The sequence below is a fragment of the Pseudoalteromonas sp. SG43-4 genome, from assembly GCF_014164325.1.
In the GTDB taxonomy this organism is placed as follows: Bacteria; Pseudomonadota; Gammaproteobacteria; order Enterobacterales; family Alteromonadaceae; genus Pseudoalteromonas; species Pseudoalteromonas distincta.
In genome coordinates, this window is record NZ_JACJFB010000012.1 from 107,674 (window position 1) to 119,408 (window position 11,735).

An 11,735-nucleotide genomic window follows, 5' to 3' on the forward strand; every position below is an offset into this window, starting at 1 on the left:
AGAGCTTACAGTGTGCTTAATTAACTCTGATTTTTAAGAGTTAGCTTGAATTGTTTTATAGGTTCGTAAGGTCTTTATAAACCTCAACGAATACTTGGAAATACAATGAACTTAAAACTAACCAATAACGTGATTACTTTTTTATTAACGAGTAGCTTTTTACTACTTGGCTTGTCGTTTGCGTTAGGAGCAAACCCTAATACGTTAACGGCTACGTTTAGTTATTATGGCGTTGATTCGCTAATGTCTGTATCTGCGTTAGGTTTAATTAGTGGCTCATTTATGATTGCCTTAGCGTTTGCCACCGTGCTCGCTCGCCTTAAACTAATGAAACCTACACCAGCACTTTTACTTGCAGCAATTATAAGTTTAGTAGCATTACTTACCTTGTTTGCCAGTAACCGTTGGATGGCGCAACTTGGTGGCTTTCCAATCATTGGTAGCGGGCAGGGCATAATTAAATACTTCGCTGTAGTGCCTTTGTATTTGTTTTTGTTTTATAAAGACAAACTTACCGACAAACAACACGTACTATTAAACTTTATACCTGTTGCTATGGTTTTATTATGGATTGGCGGCATGAAGTTTTATGAGTTTGAAGCAAAAGGCATTGTAAGTTTAGTAGAAACCTCACCGTTTATGTCGTGGTTATACACGGTATTTAGCGTACAAGGCGCGTCTAACGTGATTGGCGGGTTTGATGTATTATTTGCTGTGTTATTGGGATTAGGGCTATTTTTAAATAATAAAAAGCTAATTATTGTAAGTGGCTTAGCGTGTTTAAGCGTATTTATGATGACCCAAACATTCTTAATTACCGCAACCGGTGCATTTAGTTCATCCACTTTATTGGATCGTTTAGGGCAATTTGTAATTAAAGATTTGTGGTATATAGCCAACCTTGTTGTTATTGCTTTTTTAATGATTTTTAAGCCGACTAAATAAAGAGAGCGTTATGATCAGTTGCAACCAATACGACTACATCGAAATTGCTTGTATGCACCATTTAAGCATTAAGCTTATATTAAAAAATGGTGATGGTGTATGCGGGATAGCAACTGACACAAAACGCAATGCTAATAGAGACGAATGCATAGTTGTTAATGTAAATAGCGAGTTGAAACTCATTGTGCTAACTACAATCAGCGTACTTAAAGCGCATGAGAAAAACCCATACTTTGACCATGTGAATTTTGAAGTAAAGTAAATGCCTCACTCATTCGTTTTTATCATAAATAAAGCTCTATTTTTGTTTTGTCCAATAACATTATTAAACACCGTTTTGGTGAAAAATTACAAAGGGTTTTTTGTAACATATTTAATTACTTGTTTACACTGAAGTTGTTTAGTGGAATTATTGAACACTGTAATATACGCCGTTTTGGGGTGCTATAAATCCCCAAAGTGGTGCTCAATAAGCTGTTAGGTGTTTAAGGATAAGCATGAAAAAGTATCTACCTTTAATCATATTAATAATCTCTGGTTGTGTTGGTATGAAAACTTATAAAGGTGTCATAGTCCAATATAGCGATGTAAGCAAAAACTCTGATGGGACGTATTCAATTGAGGTTCTTGGTCATACCGATCTTAATGAAACAGATATGGTCGAATTGGTAGAGCTCAAAGGAAAAGAGTTATGCAAATCTAGTGATATATACGTAAAAAAATATAAAATGGGTACTTATGGCTCGCATAGTCAGTTTGGTTCTGTCTACCCACCAAAGATTAACGCAACAATTTACTGTAGTGTAAACAATGCATAACAGGCTGTTAAACAAGGATAAAAATAGTTGGCTTTGTTCCTTTGTTGCTAATTTAACTAACTATTTTCTGCCTGTTAACAGGCTCTTTATATAACTACGTGAGGAGAGATGATGAACAAGGAAACTATAGGGAAATACGTCGCAGTTCTGGGATTATTGCTTTTCTGGGCACCTCTTTGGGGAATTGTTGATTCGTATTTAATTATGTCCTCTTCATTTCAAGAGATAACGCTGTTTGGAAGTAATGAACCTAAAATATCACAAGAAGAAATGTCATCAACAGCTTTGTCTACAGTAACAGGGTTCATCTTATTTTTAGTTGCACTTTGCTTTTTAACATTTTCCGTTGTGGGCTTAAACTATCGAACTAAGTGGCTTTTTTGGGCACTAATAATATATTCAACATTGTTACTCTTCATGTTCCCTGTTGGTACAGTGTTAGGAGTAACTGTGCTGGCAGCGCTAGTTTTGAACAGAAAAAAATTTGGACTTGACGGTGACCTTACATAACAAAGCCATTAACCGGATTTGTGCAAGAGCGCCACAAATCGGTTATGGCAGGCGTTAGCTTTCTAAGAAGGTTTCGAGTTGAGAACAATATTTAGCTTTATTTTAGCCTCTTTAATTGTTGCATTTTTAGCGCCAATGGCAATTGAAAGGAAATTTACTATTATGCCTTTTGGTATATTTATTTGGACGTTAATAGTTGTTCTAATTTTGGTTCCAGTAACAGCATTTCCCATTTATAAATTTATCACTAAAAGCTGTGGTTATTCGCTAAATACAGTGCTCAAATCTTCAGTTATATCTACTTGCTTAGTTTCTTTCTTTTTTGTTTTCCCTTCAGGTTTAGATAGCTCAATCATTAATGGTAAGGTATTGGTCGAAAATGGTTCAATTACGTTAATAGGTTATGGATATAGCTTTTTACAATTATTTTTATTTTCTATAGTAGGCCTTGTTGCTGGTATTGTATTTTACGTTTCAAAAATAGAGTTAAACAAAAGCTAAAGAGTTAGGATGAGTTTCATTCTAGCTTTTACATAAATAATAAATTAAAGCAGCGGGTTAAGTGGGTTTTATAAAAATAAATCACGCAAAAAGCTGAGCTGAAATGAAAGAAAGAGTAAAAAGACACTCACACTAAATTATCCAGTAATACCCTCCAAAACATCAATTAAAACAACACCTAGTCCTCTTATTATATTCCACGTGAAGTGAAGTAACCGATTGAACCAAAATAGGAACTCAGCTATGGTTTGTTTATCAATAAAAAATTAAAAAACGAGTTAATCTACAGGCTTGTTATATTTCACGGAGGATTTAGGTTGTCATTTCCAACTTTAGAGACAAATCGCTTAAGGTTAGATCAATTATCAAAAGAAGATTCAAATAGTTTGTTTGAGTTGTTCTCGGACAATTCAGTTGTAGAATATTATGATTTAGAGGCGTTTACTGAACTGTCACAAGCCAGCCATTTAATTGAGTTTTTTAACGCTCGTTTTAAAGAAAACTCAGGTATTCGTTGGGCTATTCGCCTAAAAGAAACAGATCAACTTATAGGTACTTGCGGCTTTAATACTTGGTGTCCTAAAATGAAAAATGCTGTTATTGGATATGATTTACTACCTAAATATTGGGGTAAGGGTTTTTCCACTGAAGCAGTTCATCGAATAGTTAAAGCCGCATTTTCAGGTGACTTATCTTGCGGTAAACTTAATCGTATTCAAGGCGATACTGTTCTTGGAAACTCTGCATCTGAGTCACTCCTTTTAAAAGTTGGGTTCAAAGAGGAAGGTATAAGGCGTCAAAGTGGTTACTGGAAAAATCAGTTTCACGATCTTAAATGCTTTGGGTTAATTCAGTCCGAGTACTCTGAAATACGGCAAGTTAGGATAATAACAAACAGTTAGCATACTAAATTTCCAGTAATACCTTCCAAAACGTCAATTAAAACAACACCTAGTCCTCTTTTTATATTCCACGTGAAATGCAATAACGATTGAACCAAAATAGGAACTCAGCTATGGTTTGTTTATCAAAAAAAATAAAAAACGAGTTAATCTACAGGCTCGTTATAATTCAAATCTGATAGGTGTTTATGCGTTATATATATTTTTTCTTACTATTATTTTTAAGTGGTTGTGCTTCAGCCCCAAGAGATGCTTTAACTTTTGACCAGGTACAGCTACCTCAACCAAATGAAGAGCAAAGTGTTTTAGTATTCCATAGGTTGTTAACCCCACCAGCGGCATCAGATATGCGTGTAAGTATAAATGATAAAAAAATTGTAGCACTACCAAACAATACTTTCTCTTACATAAAATTACCTGCGGGTAATTACGATTTAAAAATTAGCTGGAGCCCACTCACAGGAGTGTGGAGTAATACAAAACAGCTAATAATTGCACCTAATCAAACTAAATATTTACAATTAAATAGCAGTGTTTATACGGCAATGGGTGTTGAACTAGGTTCGAGTAAACATGATCAGTCTAACAAAGAGGCCGCAGAGACCTTGTTAAGAGAGTGCTGTAAATATGTACAAGCTACTGAACTCTAATAGTTGCTTAAACGGACTTTTAATAGTTAGTTTTTTGTTCGTACCTAGCTTATTGTAACCAGCTATTTTACGCTGTTTAATTGAGGCGTTGAGATTGTAGAATTACTCTTTTTATGAAAACAGCCTGTTTAATGGGTAATACATTTATTACACATTGCTTTAAAATGCTTAGAGTTAATTAAAGAAACTAATTAATTGAATTTGGCTATAGAAGTTATTCTACAGCCTCGTTGTATTGCTAAAGGATTATCGTGAAATGCTCTAGGATTGTACTCTTTTCAGTAGGCTTGTATTTATTGCTAGTTGCTTTATCAACAATAGCAACAAAGATTGTTGGCTTTGATGAAATGACTCAAAGTACCTCATTAACTTTTACTTATTACGTCCTCGGATTTGTAACCTCTTTAATCGTTTATTGTTACCTAGGCTATAAGCAAACAGTGAGTCCGTATAAACAAGCCTTTTTAGTTGCGGCGGTTTATTGGTTTATTGATCTAAGTGTCGGTGCCTTACTATACATTTTATTAGAAATATCAATGGATCCTCTGATATATTTAATTTCAGCTTTGCTGCATGTTATTGCTGTTTTATTAGGTACATTACTTGGTATTCAATTACGTCGAAAATAGTTGAGCGTAAATAAACAAATCGTAAAGCAGAGCAAAAACAGCTGGTTTTTGCTTTTTCGCCCTAACCTTAGATAACAACCTTACGGCCTATTTATTCGGCATAAGTAAAAAAGGAATTTAAATTTGCTATTCGATTGGTTTAGCTCTGAAAAGCCAAATGTTTATTTGGGATCGTTAGCTGTAGCTAATAACAGCCATTTTTCTAAGGTAGAGTCGTTTTTTTATATAACGGGCGATTCACTACAAGATCATATGCACAAGAAGCTTGAAGATATTTTTTGTCTTCACAGTATTTCGTCTATTAAAGAGCCTAAAAAGTCAGATATTGGTTTAGATGTTGTTATAGTTACTTTGCATGGTGGTGATGCATTCACTATAGATTTTGATACAGCTATTATTCCGCTATTTTGGCGACCAAAAGTTAAGTTAGTATCGCGCTTGTATAATATTAAACACAATAAGACGATTAAAACGTTCAGCGTTTCTAAATCTGTTACGTGGCGCGAATTCATAGCTAAAAAATTTAGCTTAAGAGGCTTTTTTCGTTGGGGTCCTTTGTACCATAACGAAGACATGGAAATACTGTTGTATAAAGCATGCTACGAGTTATTAAATAAAATGCGAAAGGCTATTTAACCAGTAGCCAATAAGAATAATTAAAATAAGATAAAATAAAAATACATTTTGCTCTTGGTGAACATTATTACAAACAAAAGAGGAACTCAGCTATGGTTTGTTTATCAATAAAAATAAATAAAAAACGAGTTAACCTACAGGCTCATTATTTTTCGAACATCGAGGATATTTATGGAAATTGAATATATTTGGGGTGTTTTAGCGGTTATTGCAGTTTTATTTATATTAATATTTGGTAACTCAATACCTAAGCATGGCAGCGTAACTGAAGGTGATGTTATTGTTGCTTTAAAATCAGGTCATAAAGTTAGAGCAATAAAATATTATAGATCTGTTCATGGTGTAAGTTTGAAAGAAGCTAAAGATGCTATTGAAAAATTAACTTCAAAAACATAAAAACATGCCCTGAAGTGAGGGCCAAATAAAACTCAGCCATTAATTGCAAGTTTTAAAAGGGGTGAGCCTCTTCGTTTTCCACCACCTAAATACAACCCTTATCCATTTGAATACCAGCGATCTAATAATAAATTGCGCTATCCCACTTATTTTCACTTCAGCGATATCATCAAACGCGCGCAATATCCCTAATACCTAAAAAAAATAACTATGGGAGGTCCTGTAGTCAAATAACTATATTTTAGTAAACACTAGTTCATATTACGTCACGTAATATCCATACAGAACTTTAAGTTAAACATACGTTCGTGCAGCGTTCCCATTTTTATTTGACTCAATTTATTGGACATTCTTTTTATGAAATTAAAGTTATTTATCGCAATTATTTTTAGCACTTCGATGTCGTCTTACGCGACAGAAGCAGTAGATAAAACGGAGTTTTCATTCGAAGACTTAAAAGCCCTAGCAAAAGCCTCAGCCGAAAAGCCCTATACGCCAACTGCAGTACCAGCCCCTGAGCTTATCGATAAAATTACGTATGACGAACACTGGAAAATACGTTTTAAAGAAGATGAAACCTTATACCCAAGTGGAAAAAAGGCGCCCGTACAATTATTTTACCCTGGGCGATATTTTCCTGAGCCAGTAAGTATTTACATCAGAGACGATAAAAATCAGGTACAAAATGTACCTTTTAGTAATGATGTTTTTGATATGCCTGATGACAGCCCAGCTCACGATCTCCCAGAAGGGTTTGGATTTGCAGGTTTTAGAATAATGCGCCCAGATATGAAACCAGATTGGATATCTTTTTTAGGCGCGTCTTATTTTAGAACTGATGGGCCAGAGGGGCAATATGGACTGTCGGCTCGAGGTATTGCAGTTAATACGGGTATGAATCAGCCAGAAGAATTTCCGCGCTTTTCTGCATTTTGGATTGGCCCCGCAGAGAAAAAAGGTGAAAGCGTGTCTGTTTGGGCATTGCTTGAAGGGCCTTCTATCACTGGTGCTTATCGATTTGGTTTAAGTAAAGATAACAAAGAAGCCAAAGGCCATATTACCTCTGTAACGGCTAATTTGTATATGCGCGCCGATGTTGAACGCTTAGGCGTAGCACCGTTAACCAGTATGTATTGGTACTCACAAAAAGATAAAACAGAAGCTAAAGATTGGCGCCCAGAAATTCACGATAGCGATGGCCTTGCGATTCACACAGGATCGGGTCAATACGTTTGGCGCCCATTAAATAATCCTCAGTCGGTGTCAACCAATAGCTTTATTGATGAGAACCCAAAAGGGTTTGGTTTAATCCAAAGAGATCGTGACTTTAATAACTACCAAGACGACGGCGTATTTTACAATAAGCGTTCATCAGCGTGGATTAAACCTACTGGCGATTGGGGCAAAGGCGCAGTTCAGTTAATCGAAATTCCTACAAAAGATGAAACGTTCGACAATATTGTTGCCTACTGGGTGCCCGAAAAAGAGGCGCGCAAAGGCGACGAGTTTACCTTTTCTTATGATATTGAATGGCGTCCACTCGATCCAAAATCAAAAACGCTTGCAAGCGTTGTAAATACTCGCCAAGGCTTAGGCGGAATTCCCGGCCAGCCTATTCCTGAAGGCGTTAACAAGATGGTGATTGATTTTGAAGGTCCAGTATTTAAAGGCTTAGATAACAAAAGTGGTATAAAGCCGATTGTTGAAGCCAGCAACGGTGAAATATTAGAACCTATTGGAGTTTATCCGGTAGTTGGTACAAACCAATGGCGATTAGCGTTTGACTACAAACAAGCTAACAACAATCCGGTGAACATACGCGCGTATTTAGTTGATAAAAATGATGAAGCTATAACTGAAACATGGGTAAGTGATGCAAAGGTAACGATTAAATAAGACCTTAAATAAGCATTAAAGTAAAACGGGTGGCTATATTTTGATTTTCTGTCAATTATAGCCACCATAATGTCTATTAAAACGCCAATCAAAACACCATTAAAACTCCCTTTTATATCCCACGTAAAATACAGTAATCGATTGAATCAAAATATGAACTCGGCTATGGTTTGTTTATCAATAAATATAAAAAAACGAGTTAACCTGCAGCTTATTAGCTGTTTCGAGGGATTGTATGTTTTTTTTGAGTAAATTATTTTGTTGGGAGCGAGGCCGACAAAAATCAGGCTACGATAAAATGTTGATTTGTGGTGCTACGTGGCCAATTAAATTTGATACATATTTGCTTAAATTCCCACAAGGAAGTGAAATAGCACCACACACAGACAAAGTTGAATCTGGTAAACACTATCGGTTGAATATAGTGCTTAAAAAAGCAGATTTGGGTGGTGAGTTTATTTGTAGTAATCCGATATTTGAAACAAAGCGGGTTAAGCTATTCCGCCCTGATGTAAGTGAGCATCAGGTATCAAAAGTTATAAAAGGTAATAGATATTTACTCAGCATTGGGTGGATAAAAGGGAGCGCTAAATGCTAGATTTAAGACCTAATTGTGAATGTTGTGATAAGAATCTACCTGCAAAGTCCACAGAGGCTTTTATTTGTTCATTTGAATGCACATTTTGTTCTGGCTGTGCTCAAACGTTATTAAATAACGTGTGCCCAAACTGCTCAGGTAATTTGGTTCAGCGGCCAATTCGCCCTTTGGCTGCACTAAAAAATTACCCAGCATCGACTAAACGGGTATTAAAAAAAAGTGTTTGTGCGCCAAGCACATAAGAACACAAAGTATAATAATTACATTTTCTGAATATGGAGATCTGATGAGAAAATCCTTTGAATTTACCGTTAAATCAATCAAAGTTAAAATAATTAACTCTTGGTTTAGTGGTGCTAAATTATATGTGAATGGTGACTTACGAGATACTGACAAAACTTTGTTAGCTATTAGGAATAATACTTTACTATCTGCAAATTTAGGTGAGTTGGGTGTTCTAGAAATCAAGCCATTATCGGGGCTAATTACCGTTGAAATGGATGCATATTTGGTCAATGGTACAAACATTCAACATGTATATAGCTCACATAAACGCCTTAGCCTAAAAGAGCAAAGGGCAGCTCGATAAAGCTACTTTAAATAACGTATATTCCTGTGTTTTCCTGCATTTACCTGCCTTCAGTAATAACCTCCAAATGACTTTGAGGAGGTTTAAGCCCCTAAGCATACCAAGTTAATATACTTGGTTTACTCGATTACCTTAAATCACTCACACTCTTTCACATAAAGTAAAAGCGCGCTGTACATTACACTGAGTGCCTTTGTTATATCGCTGTCGATAACCGCTTCTGCTGGGTGATGGCTTATACCGCCAGGGCTGCGTATAAACAACATGCCAACGGGGCAAATTGGAGCGATTGCCATTGCATCGTGCCCTGCGCCTGAGGCAAGTGAAGGCGATGCTTGGTTATTGAGTTTACATGCGCTTGAAAACAAATGCTGAATAGTGGTGTCGCACGCTACGGCATCGGCGGCATGCGTCCATTGCCAATCAAGCGTTAAATTGCGTTTGCTTGCTATAGATTGAGCGCTGTTTTGTATGACGCTTAGTAAGTTAGCGAGATCGGTGTCGCTTTGTGCGCGTGCGTCTAGGCTTATGGTTGTTTTGCCTGCAATCACGTTTGTAGCCCCAGGGCGAGACTGTATTTGCCCTACGGTGGCTACTTCGCCATTACTCGCACTTTTTGCTAGTTTTTCAATTTCGGTTACTAATTCAGCGCAGCCTGCTAGTGAATCCTGCCTCAAGTTCATTGGCGTTGTACCCGCATGACCGCTTTGCCCTGTTAGGGTAAGCATGGCGCGTTTTGCTCCTGCGATTGCAGTTACAACCCCTAACGCCTGATTAACCGATTCGAGTACAGGACCTTGTTCAATATGAGTTTCCCAGTAACCTAGTAATTCGTTTTTGTTTAGTGCGGCCTTTGCGTAGTCGTTAGGGTTTAGGCCAAAGTCGAGCATGGCTTGGCGCATAGTTATGCCGTTTGTGTCTTCAATGTTTAGCCACTGTGGGTCAAATTCGTTAGCGAGGGCTTTTGAGCCAATTAAAGTTGTGGCAAAGCGGGTGCCTTCTTCATCGCAAAAGCCCACTACATCTAAATGAAAGGGCAGGTCGAGCTTTAACTTATGTGCAAGCGCTGCAATTTCTATCCCCAGTAGTACACCTAAAATACCATCAAACGCACCTGCGTTTGGTACGGTGTCGAGGTGCGATCCTATAATTAAACGTTTAGCATGTGGGTTTGATGATTTTAGTCGCCCCCAAAGGTTGCCCACTTCGTCTTGCCACGATTGCATGCCTGCCTCAACCATCCACGATGCAGTAACGGCGTTACACTCTTTGTGCTCTTTTGATAAGTACACGCGGTGAATACCGCCTTGCATTTGCGATAGTGCGCTGAGGGTTTTACAGCGAGATAAAGCGCGTGTTGCGTATTCATCAGCAAGTTCTTTGTCTAATAAAGGGCTGTGTTGTGGGCTTACAATCGTCATGCTAAATCCTTTTTTTATTTATAGTGAGCAAGGGCGGCAATGGCGGCTTCGCCTTTAGGACCTTTATAGCCGTTGGCATGTAAGCAGGCATCTAGGCTTGCCAATGTTTGTAATACGGCATCTTTACGGGCGTTGTAACCCATGGTGCCAATACGCCAAATTTTGCCATGCAGCGGGCCAAACGAGGTGCCAATTTCTATTCCAAAATCGGTTAGCATTTGTCCGCGTACGTGATCGGCATTAATGCCCTCGGGTATATACACACCCAGTACGTTGTTCATTTTATGTGTTAAATCACCAAATACATTTAAGCCGAGCGCTTCAATGCCTGTTAGCATGGCATCGCCATGTAACTTGTGGCGCGCTACGCATTTATCCACGCCTTCTTCAATGACTATGCGGGCGCATTCTGAGGCGCAGTACAGCATGCTGGTGGCTTCGGTATGATGGTTGAGGCGCTCCTCTCCCCAGTAATTCATGATCATGCCTAAATCAAAATAGTTAGAGCGTACAAAGGGCTCTGTGCCGTCGGTATGGTCGGCCGTGCGAATACCTGCTTCTACCTTTTTGCGTTTTTGGATCCAATCGGCGCATTTATCGCTAAGCGTTAATGGCGCAGACCCAGACGGACCGCCTAAACACTTTTGCAGACCAACAGAAAGTGCATCGAGTTTCCACTCATCGGCAGGAAGTTCGTTACCCACAATGGAGGCGGTAGCATCACAATAAAATAGTACATCGTGCTTTTGGCAAATATCGCCAATATGCTCAAGAGGTTGGTTCATGGTGGTGGATGTATCGCCTTGTACCATAGCAAGTACATGGGGTTTTACATCAACAATGGCTTTTTCGATTTGTTCTGGCGTAAACACTTCGCCCCACGGTACTTCTATTGTGTGCACCTTTGCGCTAACGCGTTCTGCTATTTCAGCAAGTAGGTGGCCAAAGCGCCCCATAATTGGCACAAGGACTTTATCGCCTGGGCGTAAAATTGAGCATAATACGGCTTCAATCCCTGCGCGCGATGTGCCATCTATTAGCATGGTCCATTCGTTTTTGGTTTTAAAAATTTCGCGGTAACGTGCCATGGTTTCGTTCATAAAACCGGTCATTACTGGGTCGTATTGGCCTATAAGCTGCGCCGACATAGCACGTAAAACACGAGGGTCGGCATTAATTGGACCTGGTCCCATTAATAAACGCTGTGGTGGGTTTAAGGTTTGAACTTGCGTGTTATTAAACAT

The 11,735-nt window shown here is 38.1% G+C and carries 16 protein-coding genes; 14 read left to right on the forward strand and 2 right to left on the reverse strand.

Translation table 11 applies throughout. From position 1 onward, the window contains the following. Nucleotides 1-105: 105 nt before the first annotated feature. The 14 genes from H5160_RS13045 (at nucleotide 106) to H5160_RS13110 (ending at nucleotide 9,070) form a co-directional block, all read left to right on the forward strand. The gene (locus tag H5160_RS13045; RefSeq protein WP_182737711.1) at nucleotides 106-945 is read left to right on the forward strand and encodes a DUF417 family protein; all 840 of its coding nucleotides are present in this window, start codon (nucleotides 106-108) and stop codon (nucleotides 943-945) included. Nucleotides 946-955: 10 nt separating this feature from the next. Next, nucleotides 956-1,207, forward strand: coding sequence for a Rho-binding antiterminator (locus H5160_RS13050; protein WP_024596162.1), 252 nt, complete (start codon nucleotides 956-958; stop codon nucleotides 1,205-1,207). Nucleotides 1,208-1,442: 235 nt separating this feature from the next. Continuing rightward, complete coding sequence (locus H5160_RS13055; protein ID WP_182737712.1) at nucleotides 1,443-1,763, forward strand: hypothetical protein; 321 nt, start codon at nucleotides 1,443-1,445, stop codon at nucleotides 1,761-1,763. Between the two features lie 111 nt (nucleotides 1,764-1,874). Further along, a complete protein-coding gene (locus H5160_RS13060; protein ID WP_182716229.1) occupies nucleotides 1,875-2,273 on the forward strand; it encodes a hypothetical protein in 399 nt (132 codons plus the stop codon). A gap of 78 nt (nucleotides 2,274-2,351) precedes the next feature. Then, on the forward strand, nucleotides 2,352-2,774 hold the full coding sequence (locus tag H5160_RS13065; RefSeq protein ID WP_024596160.1) for a hypothetical protein: 423 nt from the start codon (nucleotides 2,352-2,354) through the stop codon (nucleotides 2,772-2,774). A gap of 317 nt (nucleotides 2,775-3,091) precedes the next feature. Next, the gene (locus H5160_RS13070) at nucleotides 3,092-3,676 is read left to right on the forward strand and encodes a GNAT family N-acetyltransferase (RefSeq protein WP_182737713.1); all 585 of its coding nucleotides are present in this window, start codon (nucleotides 3,092-3,094) and stop codon (nucleotides 3,674-3,676) included. A 188-nt stretch (nucleotides 3,677-3,864) separates the two neighbouring features. After that, entirely contained in the window at nucleotides 3,865-4,326 is a 462-nt protein-coding gene (locus tag H5160_RS13075) for a DUF2846 domain-containing protein (protein ID WP_024596158.1), read from the forward strand. Nucleotides 4,327-4,577: 251 nt separating this feature from the next. Then, complete coding sequence (locus H5160_RS13080) at nucleotides 4,578-4,955, forward strand: hypothetical protein (RefSeq protein WP_310735802.1); 378 nt, start codon at nucleotides 4,578-4,580, stop codon at nucleotides 4,953-4,955. 123 nt (nucleotides 4,956-5,078) lie between these two features. Continuing rightward, nucleotides 5,079-5,591 (forward strand): hypothetical protein, encoded by a 513-nt coding sequence (locus tag H5160_RS13085; RefSeq protein WP_024596157.1) that lies wholly within the window; start codon nucleotides 5,079-5,081, stop codon nucleotides 5,589-5,591. Nucleotides 5,592-5,762: 171 nt separating this feature from the next. Further along, nucleotides 5,763-5,987 carry a ribosomal protein L7/L12 gene (locus H5160_RS13090; RefSeq protein ID WP_007378552.1) on the forward strand — a complete coding sequence of 75 codons (225 nt, stop codon included), beginning with the start codon at nucleotides 5,763-5,765 and terminating at the stop codon, nucleotides 5,985-5,987. A 357-nt stretch (nucleotides 5,988-6,344) separates the two neighbouring features. Next, nucleotides 6,345-7,883 (forward strand): glucan biosynthesis protein, encoded by a 1,539-nt coding sequence (locus H5160_RS13095; protein WP_182737714.1) that lies wholly within the window; start codon nucleotides 6,345-6,347, stop codon nucleotides 7,881-7,883. Nucleotides 7,884-8,118: 235 nt separating this feature from the next. Then, on the forward strand, nucleotides 8,119-8,481 hold the full coding sequence (locus H5160_RS13100) for a 2OG-Fe(II) oxygenase (RefSeq protein ID WP_149593221.1): 363 nt from the start codon (nucleotides 8,119-8,121) through the stop codon (nucleotides 8,479-8,481). Beyond that, a complete protein-coding gene (locus tag H5160_RS13105) occupies nucleotides 8,475-8,723 on the forward strand; it encodes a DUF1272 domain-containing protein (protein WP_182692416.1) in 249 nt (82 codons plus the stop codon). Before H5160_RS13100 ends, H5160_RS13105 begins: the two co-directional genes overlap by 7 nt. A 44-nt stretch (nucleotides 8,724-8,767) precedes the next feature. Continuing rightward, on the forward strand, nucleotides 8,768-9,070 hold the full coding sequence (locus tag H5160_RS13110; RefSeq protein WP_007584337.1) for a hypothetical protein: 303 nt from the start codon (nucleotides 8,768-8,770) through the stop codon (nucleotides 9,068-9,070). Between the two features lie 137 nt (nucleotides 9,071-9,207). Here H5160_RS13110 and H5160_RS13115 read toward each other — a convergent pair whose 3' ends face one another. Together H5160_RS13115 and H5160_RS13120 are read right to left on the reverse strand one after the other, a co-directional pair. Then, a complete protein-coding gene (locus H5160_RS13115; RefSeq protein ID WP_182737715.1) occupies nucleotides 9,208-10,491 on the reverse strand; it encodes an allantoate amidohydrolase in 1,284 nt (427 codons plus the stop codon). Nucleotides 10,492-10,505: 14 nt separating this feature from the next. Next, complete coding sequence (locus H5160_RS13120) at nucleotides 10,506-11,735, reverse strand: alanine--glyoxylate aminotransferase family protein (RefSeq protein WP_182737717.1); 1,230 nt, start codon at nucleotides 11,733-11,735, stop codon at nucleotides 10,506-10,508.